10 protein-coding genes are annotated in these 15,023 nt (G+C 49.6%); 6 read left to right on the plus strand and 4 right to left on the minus strand.

Annotation, left to right across the window (positions count from 1 at the left end; genetic code table 11):
• The first annotated feature begins 32 nt into the window (after nucleotides 1-32).
• From IEW26_RS23395 to IEW26_RS23405, 3 genes are read left to right on the plus strand one after another with little or no spacing between them, the layout of a single operon-like run.
• On the plus strand, nucleotides 33-617 hold the full coding sequence (locus IEW26_RS23395; RefSeq protein WP_188594111.1) for a MarR family winged helix-turn-helix transcriptional regulator: 585 nt from the start codon (nucleotides 33-35) through the stop codon (nucleotides 615-617).
• Nucleotides 614-2,341, plus strand: coding sequence for an ABC transporter ATP-binding protein (locus tag IEW26_RS23400; RefSeq protein ID WP_188594112.1), 1,728 nt, complete (start codon nucleotides 614-616; stop codon nucleotides 2,339-2,341). Before IEW26_RS23395 ends, IEW26_RS23400 begins: the two co-directional genes overlap by 4 nt.
• Nucleotides 2,338-4,221: an ABC transporter ATP-binding protein gene (locus tag IEW26_RS23405; RefSeq protein ID WP_145404585.1), complete on the plus strand. Its 1,884-nt coding sequence runs from the start codon at nucleotides 2,338-2,340 to the stop codon at nucleotides 4,219-4,221. Before IEW26_RS23400 ends, IEW26_RS23405 begins: the two co-directional genes overlap by 4 nt.
• Before the next feature lie 250 nt (nucleotides 4,222-4,471).
• On the opposite strand, the gene IEW26_RS23410 is transcribed toward IEW26_RS23405, so the two are convergent.
• Both IEW26_RS23410 and IEW26_RS23415 read right to left on the minus strand, forming a co-directional pair.
• Nucleotides 4,472-5,041 carry a hypothetical protein gene (locus tag IEW26_RS23410; protein ID WP_222125714.1) on the minus strand — a complete coding sequence of 190 codons (570 nt, stop codon included), beginning with the start codon at nucleotides 5,039-5,041 and terminating at the stop codon, nucleotides 4,472-4,474.
• A gap of 520 nt (nucleotides 5,042-5,561) precedes the next feature.
• Nucleotides 5,562-6,149 carry a GNAT family N-acetyltransferase gene (locus IEW26_RS23415; RefSeq protein WP_188594113.1) on the minus strand — a complete coding sequence of 196 codons (588 nt, stop codon included), beginning with the start codon at nucleotides 6,147-6,149 and terminating at the stop codon, nucleotides 5,562-5,564.
• 187 nt (nucleotides 6,150-6,336) lie between these two features.
• Between IEW26_RS23415 and pdxR the strand changes: the two genes are divergently transcribed.
• Nucleotides 6,337-7,791: a MocR-like pyridoxine biosynthesis transcription factor PdxR gene (gene pdxR / locus IEW26_RS23420; protein ID WP_188594114.1), complete on the plus strand. Its 1,455-nt coding sequence runs from the start codon at nucleotides 6,337-6,339 to the stop codon at nucleotides 7,789-7,791.
• A 67-nt stretch (nucleotides 7,792-7,858) separates the two neighbouring features.
• Here pdxR and IEW26_RS23425 read toward each other — a convergent pair whose 3' ends face one another.
• Nucleotides 7,859-8,503 carry a TetR/AcrR family transcriptional regulator gene (locus tag IEW26_RS23425; RefSeq protein WP_188594115.1) on the minus strand — a complete coding sequence of 215 codons (645 nt, stop codon included), beginning with the start codon at nucleotides 8,501-8,503 and terminating at the stop codon, nucleotides 7,859-7,861.
• A 203-nt stretch (nucleotides 8,504-8,706) separates the two neighbouring features.
• On the opposite strand from IEW26_RS23425, the gene IEW26_RS23430 reads away from it, so the two are divergent.
• Both IEW26_RS23430 and IEW26_RS23435 read left to right on the plus strand, forming a co-directional pair.
• On the plus strand, nucleotides 8,707-10,938 hold the full coding sequence (locus IEW26_RS23430) for an MMPL family transporter (RefSeq protein ID WP_188594116.1): 2,232 nt from the start codon (nucleotides 8,707-8,709) through the stop codon (nucleotides 10,936-10,938).
• 265 nt (nucleotides 10,939-11,203) lie between these two features.
• On the plus strand, nucleotides 11,204-12,157 hold the full coding sequence (locus IEW26_RS23435; protein WP_110895788.1) for a nucleoside hydrolase: 954 nt from the start codon (nucleotides 11,204-11,206) through the stop codon (nucleotides 12,155-12,157).
• 203 nt (nucleotides 12,158-12,360) lie between these two features.
• On the opposite strand, the gene IEW26_RS23440 is transcribed toward IEW26_RS23435, so the two are convergent.
• Nucleotides 12,361-14,082: a methyl-accepting chemotaxis protein gene (locus IEW26_RS23440; RefSeq protein WP_188594117.1), complete on the minus strand. Its 1,722-nt coding sequence runs from the start codon at nucleotides 14,080-14,082 to the stop codon at nucleotides 12,361-12,363.
• Nucleotides 14,083-15,023: the final 941 nt, after the last annotated feature.

Raw genomic sequence — 15,023 nt, forward strand, 5'->3', positions numbered from 1 at the left:
TTCCGGCAATAACTGAAAAGGAGGAAGATGTGATGACAAGCATAGATCCAGTGGCCCAGAAGCTTTTATACTCCATCATGCAGTTTAACAAAGGCAAATGGAGACAGCATAAGCCGCATGGGCGCAACCATAATGAGATTATGGTGCTCGCCTGTTTGCTTCATGGCTCACATCCGGGTGAGCGTATGGATTGGCGCGATAATCCGCCTGATTTCGAGAGCCACTTGAATCAGGAGCATCCGGGGCTGAAAGTCTCGGAAATCAGCGCATTGCTGCGCGTGAAATCACCAACCATTACCCCGGTTATTCGCGGTCTGGAGGATGAAGGTCTGGTGGAGCGCACAATGGACCCGGAGGATCGGCGCGCTGTACGGATTACGATTACAGACGCGGGCCGTGCCATCATTCGGGCTGCACATGACGAACGTATGGCAACCTTCAATCGACTGGTGGAGCATCTGGGTGAAGAGGACAGCTTGCAGCTGGCTGAACTGCTCAGCAAGGTGTACACCTTCTTTGATACACAGGTTACCCATTCGAGTGAATCAGATGACCATGCAAGCAAAGCATCCAAACAAGGAAATGACGCATCTGAACAAGGAGATGATACACCATGATGAAACTGTTTCGCATGCTCAAGCCATATAGAACCCCGATTATTTTCATTCTGGGCCTTATCTTTCTGCAAACGATGGCTGAGCTGTATTTGCCTACCTTAATGGCAGATATCGTGAATTTCGGTATCGTCAAGGGCGATGTGCCTTACATCTGGAAAATTGGCGGTTTCATGCTGCTGATCGCTATTGGCGGCACGACATGTTCTATTATTGCGAGTTATCTGTCCTCACGCACAGCGGGCGGATTCGCCAAGCAGCTGCGCAGCAGAGTGTTCCGGCATGTGGAGAATTTCTCTCTGCAGGAGTTCGACAAGCTGGGCACAGCTTCACTGATTACTCGCACAACCAACGATATTACACAGGTACAGAACGTATTAACGATGATGCTGCGCATGATGATTATGGCTCCGATGATGTGTATCGGGGGGATCTTCATGGCGGTATCTCAGGATGCAAAGCTGTCCACCATCTTCCTGGTTGTTCTGCCCGTACTGGCCGGAGCGATTGCATTGATCGGTTCCAAAGGCTTTCCATTGTTCAAGCAAATTCAGAAAAAGCTGGACCGTCTTAACCTGGTACTGCGCGAGCAGCTGACAGGTATTCGGGTTGTGCGTTCCTTTAATCGCGGCGAGCATGAACGTGTTCGTTTCAATGAGGCCAATACCGAACTTAGAGATGCATCGATCAAGGTCAACGTCCTCATGGCTACGGTTATGCCTGTAATGATGCTGGTTATGAACTTTTCCATGATTGCCATCTTGTACTTCGGTGGTCTGCGGATCGATGGTGGTCATATGAACATAGGTGCTCTGATTGCCTTTGTGCAGTACGCAATGCAGATCATGTTCTCTCTGATTATGGTGTCCATGATCTTTGTCATGATTCCAAGAGCGTCAGCTTCGGCGGAACGTATTAATGAAGTACTGGATATGCAGCCGGACCTGTCCGATCCTGTAGAGCCTTCCACCATGAAGTCCATGCAGGGAACCATTGAGTTCGATCATGTCACTTTCCGTTACCCGGGTGCAGAGAATGCGGCGCTGTCCGATATTTCCTTCACGGCTCGTTCGGGTGAAACGACAGCTATTATTGGTGGTACGGGTTCAGGTAAAACCACCTTGCTCAGTCTCATTCCGCGTTTCTATGATGTAACGGAAGGCACGGTGCGTGTCAATGGAACGGATGTACGCGAGCTTCGGCAGGAGGAGCTGAGATCCAAGATCGGATTCGTGCCGCAAAAGGCGGTCCTGTTCACAGGCACAATTGCAGAGAACATTCGTCATGGCAAAGATGATGCGAGTATGGATGAAGTCATTCATGCAGCGCGCACAGCACAGGCCGAGAACTTCATCTCCGAGATGAAGGACGGGTATGACAGCCTGATTGCACAAGGCGGAAATAACGTGTCTGGTGGACAAAAGCAACGTTTGTCCATTGCACGAGCACTGGTCCGTCGTCCAGACATTTATATTTTTGATGACAGCTTCTCGGCCCTGGACTTCAAAACCGATGCCAAACTTCGCGCTGCGCTCAAGTCGGAAACGACAGAAGCGGCTGTGCTGATCGTAGCCCAGCGGGTAAGCACGGTAATGGATGCAGACCGTATCCTCGTGATGGATGAAGGCCAAATTGTCGGTTCAGGAACACATAAAGAGCTGCTGGAGAACAATGAAGTGTATCGCGAGATTGTATCCTCCCAGCTGACTGAGGAGGAGATCGCATGAGTGAACGTACAGCAGAACGTAAAGCGCCAAGTGCTCCGCGCGGGCCGGGTCATCCCGGCGGTGGTATGGGCATGCGTCCTCCGGCTGAAAAAGCCAAGGATTTCAAAGGCACACTGCGCCGCCTGGTTCAGTATCTCCGGCCCCACAGCTCTCGTCTGATTGGAGTCCTGGTTGCTGCCATTTTAAGTACGGTATTCGGCATTATTAGCCCGAAAGTTATGGCTGAGGGTACAGATATTCTTGCTAAAGGCGCTATTGCAATTATGCAGGGTGTGCAGGGAGCCGGGATTGATTTTCCAGCCCTGATGAGAGTGTTGTACCTGTTGCTTGGATTGTACCTGTTTAGTGCTGCTTTCGCGTATGTTCAGCAATACCTGATGGCTGGTGTGGCTCAGCGAGTCGTTTATGATATGCGTGAGCAGATCAGTGCCAAGGTAGGACGTTTGCCGCTGAAGTATTTTGACTCCCGTACACACGGGGAGACGCTAAGCCGGGCAACAAATGACGTCGATAATATCAGCAACACGCTGCAGCAAAGCTTGGCTCAGTTTATTACGTCCGTGGTGACCATAGTTGGTGTCATCATTATGATGTTGACCATCAGTCCGTGGATGACGCTGATTACACTTCTAACGCTGCCGCTCAGTGTTGTCGTGGTGATGCTGGTAGCTTCTCGTTCCCAGAAGCATTTTGCGGGACAGCAGAAATCACTTGGGGAACTGAACGGTCATGTAGAAGAAATGTATACCGGCCACAAGGTTGTCAAAGCCTTTGGACGTGAGGAGCAGTCCGTTCAGCAGTTCGAGAAGGTGAATGAAGAGCTGTATGCATCCGGCTGGAAAGCGCAGTTTATTTCCGGGATTATCATGCCGTTGATGAACTTTGTCGGCAACCTGGGATATGTGCTGATCTGTGTAGTCGGCGGGATTTTTGTTACACGGGGCTCCATCTCCATCGGGGACATACTGGCCTTTACACAATATTCGCGTCAGTTTACTCAGCCGATCAACCAGATTGCCAACATCTCCAACATCATTCAGTCGACTATTGCATCGGCAGAGCGGGTGTTCGAGCTGCTGGATGAAGAAGAGGAGGTTCCAGAATCGAAACAACCTTCAACGCTGCGTCACCCGGCAGGAGCTGTCGCTTTTGAAGGGGTGGATTTTGGTTACAAAGAAAATGAACTGCTCATTCAGAACATGAATATCCATGTGAATCCAGGGCAGACTGTAGCCATTGTCGGGCCAACCGGGGCCGGGAAAACAACGCTGATCAATCTGCTGATGCGTTTCTACGAGCTCCAGAACGGACGAATTACAATTGATGGGATCGACATCAAAGAGATGTCTCGTGGCAGCTTGCGCAGTATGTTCGGTATGGTGCTGCAGGATACATGGCTGTTTAACGGTACAATTCGGGATAACATTGCCTATGGACGGGAAGGTGCAACCGAAGAGGACGTGGTCAAGGCCGCTGTCGCTGCCCATGCAGACCATTTCATTCGCACGCTGCCTGACGGATACGATACGGTTCTGAATGAAGAGGCATCGAACATCTCTCAAGGCCAGAAGCAGCTTCTGACGATTGCGAGAGCGATTCTGGCGAATCCGTCCATCCTTATTCTGGATGAGGCGACCAGCAGTGTGGATACCCGCACCGAGGTGTTTATCCAGAAAGCGATGAATGAACTGATGAAGGACCGTACAAGTTTTGTTATCGCTCACCGTTTATCCACCATCCGGGGTGCCGATCTGATTCTGGTCATGGATCATGGTAACGTAATTGAACAGGGTAACCATGAGCAACTGATGGCGAAGCAGGGCTTCTATGCCGACCTGTACAACAGTCAGTTTTCGGAGCAGCAGCCGCAGGCAATCTAGAATGCTCGGGACGTGTAACAGATTGAGAACATGACGGCTTTTGGAAAAATAGAACCTGCACCATGGGTGCCACAGCGCACCACAAGTGTAAGGAACCTCAAAACAAAGGGACGAGGCAGTTATTTTTGCTGCCTCGTCCCTTTTGTTTTTTACCGCTGCGCGCGCACTTTGTTCCCGCCGTAGATCAGTTTGGAGAGCTCACACACAGTGAACCTCAGTCTGTTTCATGTATGATCGCCATATAGCAGCTTTAAGGTTTTACATGAGCGTTTGTGTCTAGCCTTTCCTCATCTTCAGGACTATGGGGACTGCCTTCCTCCAATGATACGGGCACAGGTTCACCTGGCAGCCCCTCACGCTGTTCAATCATCCGTTTGACCACTTCGAAACAGTCGTCAATGTGCTTGTTGCCCACATAACGCATGGCGGTGAAGCTGAGTGCTGCAGCGAGGCCTTGTCCTGCAAAAGGTACAAACTTGGCGACGGATTTGGTCGCTACGCGCACCCCTACCCGCTTGAGCACTTGAACAACCAGCTCCTTCGTGACCATACGTCCGATGACCTTGCTTCCGATCGACATCACAAATCCGTAGATCATGGACTTGGTTTCAGGGTCCATGCCGTCGAGCTGTTTTTGCGATAATCCGAATTTATCATTGATGGCAGGCAAAAGCTGCATCAGCATCCCGACATCAGCCAGTACATCTGTACCGGGAAGGGGAACCAGGGTAGAGCCGGCTGAAGCGGCAGCTCTTTTGCGAACCATCGTACGGCATTCCTTGCGCACCTGCTCTAATTGTTCCAATGTTTGTGGAATCATAGGGAATTCCTCCATTCGTATAATGTACATATAACCAATTGAAGGTGAATTGAATGGGTTGCTCCCGCGAAGTTCAAGTCTGTATTTTTATAGGTTGCGGAGTAACCTTTTTTCTCATGCATACATCAAATGATAATAGCATACAGCTATCTGTTACTACGCATGGAGAACTCAAAGGATGCATAATCCTTCTTTATCTCCTGATCCTCTGTTTTTCGGAGCTTGTGCATGTACTGCACATCATTTTCTGAGCTTTGGATTTGTTTAAGATTTTGATCTTTTTGGGTAAATGAAGACAAGCATTGGAATGGAGGCAGAGGGGCATGGAATGGTATAAAGCCTCGTTAATTCATCATCAGCATGCCGGGAAAGCGAGTCGGGAGAATACTGTAGGTCTGGCAGCGGGGGTGCTTGCTCCAGCTGTGCATGAAATGGTTGTCGTGCGGACAGATGAGCCTGGTGAGGGAGAGAAGCTGTTTTTTTTGCAAGAACTCTGTCAGGGTTTTGTTCCCCACATGAACTATAGAAGGGCATTCGCTTTCAGATGTCTCTGCCGGAACTCGTCTTCAAGCATGCTCATCAGAATCGCATCGTGATACTCATGATTGTAATACAAAGCGTCCCGCTTCACGCCTTCCCGCTGAAATCCCAATTTCTCATACGTGCGAATGGCGCGCTCGTTAAAAGCAAAGACTTCCAGTTCGATCCGGTGCAGATTGGCGATACCGAATCCATAATCAAGCATCAGCAGCATCGCTTCACTACCGTAGCCTTTGCCTTGCTGTTCGGGTTGATCAATGGCAATGCGGATATGAGCACTGCGGTTTTTATTATGTATATCCATCAGTACCACTTCACCGATAACTTCGTGTGTTGCCTGTAATGCAATGAGCAGCATCAGCCTGGAATCATCCTGAGCTGCACTTTCTACATAACGTTCAACCTGGGCACGGGTAAAGCTGCCTTGGGTTCCTGTGAGTCTGCGCATTTCGGTATCAAACAGACTTGGGTAGTAAGCATCGACATCGGTTAATTCAAATGGGCGCAGGTAAATACGCTCGGTTTGCATTAATCTGGCGGTACGATTCGTAGGTGTAGGTTGTGACATATGTCTTCCTCCTGTCATATTTTCAAGCAAGCTCAAGCGATGTGTGAGGCATCATGAAATCATGGCATGTTGTTTCGCCTGGATGTTGTTCTGTTATATTGCTGCTGACCAAAGTATATCCCAATCCTGTATACTTCCAAATATACAGATTTTATTAAATGAACAGGACAGATGGAGTGAAGCAGATATGATACAGTTACCCAAGCTGGATGAGCACAACAGCAGACCTGTTTTTGTTCAGCTTTCCGATCATATGAAACAGGAGATATTGTGCGGGGCACTGGCAGCACACAGCCGCCTGCCTTCCGTTCGTAAATTGGCTGAATTGTTGGGCCTAAGCACTACGCCTGTAGAGTGGGCGTACCAGCAGTTAATTGCGGAAGGGTACGTCTACAGCGAGCCGCGCAAAGGTTATCGTGTGCGTGCTGTGGTTGAAGGTTATCACGATATATTACTGGGCAAATCATCAATGCTGACCAACGCCCCAGCTGTGTCATCGGATACGCAGCGTTTACGTCCAGTGAGCGATGTTCACTATGATTTCCATATGTCGCAGAATGATTTCACTCTTTTTCCTTATGCGAAATGGCAGCAGTACGCCAATCGGGTATGGCGTGAAGAGTCCCACAGCTTGTTATTCTACGGAGATCCGCAGGGCGAATGGGGATTACGGTCGGAGATAGCAGACTATCTGGGGCAGTTCCGGGGAGTGAGATGCACACCGGAGCAGGTTGTCATCGGTGCGGAACAGCATCTGCTAATGTCACTGCTTACACAGACGATGCTCCAGAAGGGTGGACAGCGCTCCATCGCTGTGGAGAACCCCGGTTATCGCTTGTTACCCGGAACATTTCGGAATTATGGATATGAGGTAATTCCGATCTCATTGGACAGCGAAGGCATCAACCTGGATGAGCTGACTGGAGCAGACGTGTCGGTGGCTGGTGTATCACCGTCACATCAATTTCCTATGGGAGTGACGATGCCGATCAGTCGCAGACTGGCTTTGCTGGACTGGGCGGAACGTGCTGGAATATATTTGATCGAGGATGATTATGACGGGGAATTCAGATATTCCGGCCGTCCCATTCCTTCGATGCAGGGATTGCGAGAGAACACGCCAGTCATCTATATGGGGGGATTCTCTCAGGTGCTTGCACCTGCCTTTTGCGTACACTATATGGTCTTACCGAAAGAACTCCTGCCTTATTTTGCTGAGGTATATAGAACGGTTCTATTCGAACAGTCGGCTTCACGTCACCATCAGCGGACTCTGGAATTGTTCATGCGGGAGGGGGAGCTTGGTAAGCATATCCGTAAAATGCGTCATTTATATAAGCGGAAGCGTGACTTAATCGTACAGGCCATTCAGCAGCATTTTGGAGATCAGCCTGGAATGCAGATTCAGGGTGAACATGCCGGATTTCATCTGATACTGCGGTTAATAAATGAAATCCCGGCAAAGGACATGGTGAATATAGCTCTTGATGCGGGTATACGGGTGGCTTCAACAGAATATCTGTGGGCAAACGACAGCACCCCTGCTGATGGCAAACGGGAGCTTATGATTGGCTTTGCTGGCATCGAACCAGAGAACATTGAGCCAGGCATTGCCGCGTTGGCCCGAATATGGAGGGTATAAAGCGCGGCAAGTATGGCCCAGATGTTCACACAAAAGGGAGAAGCTATATCTCCTGCTGCCCGTCTATTTAATTTTGGCTTGTTTGATTAACCGCACCCTTCAAAAAGAGTCCCACTAACTCCTGCGCGAGCTCTGCGATCGTTTCATGCATGCTGCGCACATCCTCGCGGTTAGCCAGCATCAGCAGGGACGTAAAGGCTTGAGCGAGCAGCAAAGTATTGCTCTGACGCAGATAACCGCTATCCATTTCCCGCTGAAAATGTGTAGCGAGTACATCGAAAATGCGATTTTCTGCTTCACGGATTTGGGCAAGCTGTTCAGGACTCAGATACGCATCGGCTTCACGCATCATCGTTTCCGTATCGACATGTGAATGCTGCATCTTGGCTACAGCCACGCTGACGAGTCGTTCATGTAATGTTCCTGATTCCTCTAAACGCAGCGCCGTCTGCTCCATCCCCATCGCCATCATGCGGGTAATTGCTATAGTGAACAGCTCGGGCTTGCTGGAAAAATGATAATAGATCGATGCTTTGGTAACCTTACATAACGAAGCAATCTGCTGTAGAGAAACGGCTTCATACCCGTATTCCATAAACAGCCGGGATGCTGTCAATAATATGCTGGAGTAAGCAGACGTCTGGTCTGTTCCCGCTTTGGGTCTGCCTGGAGCACGCGTCGTGCTTGTATCTTTTGCTGGTTTTTTGCTCATGAACACCGACCTCATTTTTGGATAAAATAAGTTGCATCATAATATACATAAAATTAGGGATTGCAAAATTAACCTTCCGGTATATATAATTAACTCAATTATAGTATGACCCATGGTTCATTTCTATACTATGACATGAATTCGGGGCTATTTTAATCAAAAGCCTGCTTAACATTAAACAAAACTAGGGAGATGAATAGACCATGCAGGAAGGTTCAGGTTATGGCCGCTTTGTAGCGGGCAAACGAAGTAAATGGGTTACACTGCTCGTATGGATTATCATTGCGGTTGTGCTTGGTATAGTGTGGCCAGCAGTAGGTGACCGCGAGACGAACAATGCACAGGATCTGAGTGATTCGAAACCATCCGTTCAGGCCGCTGCACTGGCGAAAAAAGAGTTCCCTGGGGGTGAGGGATTACCAGCACTCATCGTCTGGCGTAACCCAGCGGGCCTTACTGATGACCAGATACAGCAGATTCAGGCGTTAACCGAACGGCTGGACCAGGACCCGGTGGAGCAGCAGCAGTCTGTGGTTCCACTGTATCAGCTGCCTCCGCAAGCGCTCAAGGGGCAGCTCTCGGAGGACGGCAGCACCATCGTTATGCCACTCTTCTTCAATAAGGATGCTGATTCGGAACAGTTGAAGGCAGGCATTGAAGGACTGGAGGAAAAGACAAAAGCCATCTTCGGCATGAATCCATTTGATACAGCTATCGACAATGAAAGCAAGCTGATTGCCCGGGTAACAGGACCGGTTGGAATCTCCATTGACGCAAGTGGATTGTTCTCCTCCGCGGATGTGTCTCTGCTGATTGCAACCGTCGTGCTGGTGCTTGTTCTGCTGCTCTTGATTTACCGCTCACCGGTACTGGCGATTATCCCGATCATTGCGGTTGGCTTCGCTTATATGGTCACCAGTCCGATTCTCGGATTCATGGCTGATCAGGGCTGGATCACGGTTGATGCACAGTCCATCTCGATTATGACTGTATTGCTCTTCGGAGCCGGAACAGATTACTGTCTGTTCATGATCTCCAGATACCGTCAAATTCTGTACCATGAGCCGGACAAAAAGAAAGCTATTTTCCAGGCAATCACCGGTTCATCCGGCGCGATTGCGATGAGTGGATTTACGGTTGTTGCCGCTCTGCTGGTGCTGCTGCTGGCTGAGTATGGGGCATATCATCGTTTTGCCGTACCGTTCAGTTTGTCCATCTTCATTATGTTTATTGCGAGTTTGACACTCGTTCCGGCATTGCTTGCGATCTTTGGACGGGGTTCGTTCTATCCATTTGTTCCACGTACTCACGAGATGCAAGTAGAACGGGCGAAGAAAAAAGGTAAACCGGCACCAGCCCCACGCAAAGTCCGTGAAAGCTGGATCGGACGGATTGTTACAACCAAACCGTGGACGGTGCTGGCGATTACCATTGTGCTGCTCGGTGGACTGGCTTCTTTTTCAACCCAAGTGAAATTTACGTACGACTTGTTATCTTCCTTCCCGGAAAATGTACCTTCTCGCGAAGGCTTCAAGGTTATTGGTGAGCAGTTCTCCCAAGGCGAGCTTGCCCCGGTTAAAGTGATTGTGGATGCTGGCGGCAAAGAGACTGATCTGAAAGAGCGTCTTGAATCACTCGATTATATTAGCAAGGTAAGCGATGCGCAGCAGGGCGCGGAGAATGCCAATATTACGGCGTATGATGTGGAATTCAATCTGAACCCGTACTCCATGGAAGCGATGCAGCATATTCCCGATCTGCGTGCTACAGCCGAAGAGGCATTGAAGGATGCCGGAGTATCTGATGCAGACAATCAGGTCTGGATTGACGGGCAGACCGCTGAGCAATATGACATTGAAGTTGCGGGCGAGCGGGATGCCAGAATTATTATCCCGGTGGTCATCGGTCTGATTACCTTGCTGCTGCTGCTCTACCTTCGCTCCGTAGTAGCCACAGCATATCTGATCGCAACCGTTGTACTTTCGTATTTTTCCGCACTCGGTCTGGGCTGGATTATCATCCACTACGGACTCGGCGCAGAAGCAATTCAGGGTGCGATACCGCTGTACTCCTTCGTCTTCCTGGTGGCACTGGGCGAGGATTATAACATCTTCATGATCTCAAGCATCTGGCAGAAGCGCAAAACAATGCCGCTTCGTCAGGCGATCAGGGAAGGTGTTGGCGAGACAGGCTCGGTTATTACCTCGGCGGGTCTGATTCTGGCCGGTACATTCGCCGTGCTGGCGACCCTGCCGATTCAGGTGCTGGTACAGTTCGGCATCATCACTGCCGTAGGTGTGCTGCTGGATACGTTCCTGGTTCGTCCGTTTATGGTGCCAGCGATTACAGCGCTGCTGGGCAAATGGGCTTTCTGGCCAGGCAAGTATATGCCGATTGCGGAGCAGCAAGAAAAGAAACAAACCCGATCCCTGTAATACAGGAGAGGGGCAGATGGACGGCGGGGCTTCATGCCTGTGGTCCATCTTTCTTTTTTCCAGTGGAAGAGGCTTGGAGATGGATGTTTGAGATGGAATGGGTAAGCTGGTAAAAAATGCGCAGAAACGCCGTGGTGACTGTATTCTTTGGGAGCAGAAGGTTTACTCGACGGTGAGTTATAGGACATAATAGAGGAAGCGTCGGCTACGGGCAGACGGACAAGTTCACAACAATGGGGTAACCAGAGGAAGGATGAAAGTAAGCATGACGAACAAACTGAATGTGTATTTCAATCATGACGGCGGTGTGGATGATCTCGTATCGCTGTTTATGCTTTTGCAGATGGACAATGTACATGTAACCGGTGTATCGGTCATTCCGGCGGACGGGTATTTGGAGCCGGCGACAGATGCGAGCCGTAAAATTATCGACCGTTTCGGAACGTATTCCGTTGAAGTATCCAAATCCAATTCCAGAGGCAAAAACCCGTTCCCGCCAGCGTGGAGACTGCACTCGTTCTATGTAGATGCACTGCCTGTTCTGAATGAATCGGGCAAAATGGAAGCGCCGCTATCAGCTATTCCGGCACATCAGCATCTGATCGAGAAAGTGCGCAATACGGAAGGCAAAACACTGCTGTTGTTCACCGGCCCGCTGACGGACCTCGCGCGTGCGCTGGACGAAGCACCAGACATCGAAGAGAAAATCGACAAGCTGGTATGGATGGGCGGTACGTTTGAGCGTGGTAACGTCGAAGAACCGGAACATGACGGTACAGCGGAATGGAACGTATTCTGGGACCCGGAAGCGGCATATCGCGTGTGGCAGAGCGGCATCCAGATTGATCTGGTTGCTCTGGAGAGCACGAACAAAGTGCCTCTTACACCCGCTGTTCGTAACCGCTGGGCAGCAGAGCGCCGCTTCGAAGGTGTAGATTTCCTGGGGAACTGTTATGCAGGTTGTCCGCCACTCGTGTACAGTGAAACCAACTCCACGTATTATCTGTGGGATGTGCTGACTACGGCTTCCGTAGGCCGCGAGGATATCGTGAAGAAAAAAACCGTGAATTGCATCGTGATTCCAGATGGGCCAAGCCAAGGTCGCACGGTGGAGCAGGCAGACGGTCGTCCGGTGCAATTGGTCTACGATACTGACCCGGAAGCGTTCTTCACTTATATGACGGATTTGGGCAAAAAAGCTGCTCCGCAGCGCTACTAAGGATCAGCAGCCGCAGGGCTGGCCTTGTATCATGACGAGCCATTATGAGTTGCAGATATTGATGGCAAAAAGACCTATATACCATACGTAATCAACGAACGATACGCATTGTATAAAGGCAAGAAGTAAAGAAAGCCGCAGGCTGTGTTCCGATGATCGGGTATACCCCGATGGGTTGGAACGCTGCCGTGCGGCTTTTTGTTCTAGATTTTAAAGCGGCTGATGAGTCCATTCAGCTCACTGGATAACACACGCAGTGACTCGGCGGAAGCGCTGATCTCACCCATGGATTGCAGCTGCGTTTCGGCAGCCTGGGACACCTGTTGAATGCTGGATGAGGATTCCCGCGAGATATGCTCCATGTTTTCAATGGAGGCGGACACTTCTTCAGAACTTGCTGAGAGTTGCTCGGAAGCAGCGGATACCTCATGCAGGCGCTCGTTAATCGTCTCGATCCCGCTATGGATGAAGGAGAACGACTGACCGGCCTCCTGAACGACCGCCATGCCTGATTGTACCGCTGTTGTGCTTGCTGACATATGCTCAGCCAGTACAGAGGTCAGACGGGTCATCTCGGCGATCAGTTCAGAGACATGCTGTGAGGATTGCTCGGATTCTCCTGCGAGCTTGCGCACCTCGGAGGCGACGACTGCAAAACCATTGCCATGCTCACCCGCCCGTGCCGCTTCAATGCTTGCATTAAGGGCAAGTAAATTCGTCTGGGATGCAATGTTTTGCATCAGATGTGCGACGGATTCAATCTTGCTGGAGTATTCGGCAAGCTCAGTGGTGGATGCTGCCATCTGTACATTAGCCTGATGAATAACGTCCATACTGCTGATCGCGGTGTCCAGCTTGGCCTGTCCCTGAATGGCATTATTCGTGGTCTGCTGTGACACGTCAGCCACTTTGGAAGACGAATGAGCGATATGCTGCATGCTGCGCGTAATCTCCTCCATGGCAACAGTGACTTCTCCAGCGCGAACGACCTGCTCGGAAGCCCCGTGTGCGGTATGATTGGTGTGTTCCGCAATACGCTGGCTGGCTTCGGCTGTTGCCTGTGAATGCTGCGACACCCCTTCTGCGGCTTGAAGCAGGGAGTCGGAGCTTCGGCGAATACCTGTCATGACTTGTCGGGTATCCGTGACCAGATGTTTGAACTCGGAGGCGAGCTGGCCAATTTCGTCCTTGCGTGCCAGGTCTACGTTGACGGTAAGATCTCCTTTGCCAACCTCGGTAATGAGCTTCTTCAGCTTCACCAAGGGGCGGGTTAGATAACGAGCAAAGATGTAAACCAGCAATACGCCGAGCAGCACAATCACAAGCGCTGTCCAAATCATGGTAATGCGGTTGCGTGACATCAGCTCATAGACGGCTGTTGAATCGAGATCCGCACCGACCACGCCTAACATCTGTCCGTTCGCTCCATGGATGGGCACATAAGCTGTAATCGTTGCTCCATAATCCTCATCTCGTGTAAGCTCTCCACGAATGGAGGTATCCTGTGCAAAGGCTTGGAGCATGCCTTCGTACTGTGTTTCCTCAGGTGTGCCATATGGTGAGAAATCATCTTCGGCTACATCTGGCGCGGCTCCGTCCACTACGTAATAATATGATGCCTTTCCATTTTCCTCACGTGTCCCGAGGGTGTATAAATACTTGAGCCCATTGGCCTCACGCAGCTGACTGAGCTGCTGACGCAGCGTATCGTAATACGTCGTTTTGTCCTGCCCGGTGCTGAGTGGGGTGTACAGCGAAATGTCAATTAAAGCTGCTGCCCGTTCAGCTACCGCCTGCGCCTGCATCCCCATCGACTGCTCTACTAATTGTGCGGATGATCGATACATGGTAACACCCAGAATTGCACCTGCGGCTAACATCAAACAAGAAAAAAATAAAAAAATGCGCATAAACAAGCTGTTCATCGTACGAATAGTTCCCCCTTGTATATGTAACTGTATCCTGTAAATAAGTTGAAGAATGGAAAAACGTTGCTAAATTTGCTTCGATGGGCTCTACCTGCTCAAATGAACGTCATGGCTTCGAACGTATCGGATGCTTTAGTGCTCATAATGGAAAGTAAAGTAATGGGTTCATATGGTTTATGTGTTCAATATGGCTTCGTGCTCGATGGGTGTCATTGGGATTAAGTACATCAGGTGTGCTCCGAGTGCTTTATATGCACTCAAATGAACGTCAAATGCAACAGGTACTTCGAGTGCTTCATATGCGCTCAAATGCAACAGGTACTTCGAGTGCTTCATATGTGCTCAAATGCACGTCAAGTGGTCTATCTACTCAAGTGGATGTCATGTGCTTCAAGCGTATCGGACACTTCATTGGTCAATGTGTATTGTACTCCAAGTGACGGATGTGCTTATTACTCCATATCCTTCATGAGCTAATTGCGCTTTATATGATCTCCAATTGTTTCGTATGCTTTAGTGCTCAATGAACGTCTGGTGCCTCAAGTGATTATGTGATGGATATAATTCCGTACTCTGATTGTTTCGTTTGCTTTTGTACACCATACCTTTTGTGCACCATGTGTTCCTTTAAGATGTGTTTATGTTTTAATGATTGCTTTACTTTTGCTCAACATATGCCCGTTTCTTTTATGTATATATTCCTATTTATTTTATCGGCATAAGATTAACAAAGGATTATAGGGTAAGTGGGTGGGTGCTGTCGTTTCGAAGTGCCCCTCGATTATTCTAACGATCCCAGATGAGCTTATTTGGGCGATATGGGTGCTTCAGGAATTGTAACGATTCCCAGAAACCTTATTTAACTAAAAACAACGATTAACACCCATTTTACCATGATTCTTCCCAAAATAAGCTTTCCTGAGATCGTTAAAAAATAA

Origin of the sequence: Paenibacillus silvae (genome assembly GCF_014639235.1) — a bacterium.
Lineage (GTDB): Bacteria > Bacillota > Bacilli > Paenibacillales > Paenibacillaceae > Paenibacillus > Paenibacillus silvae.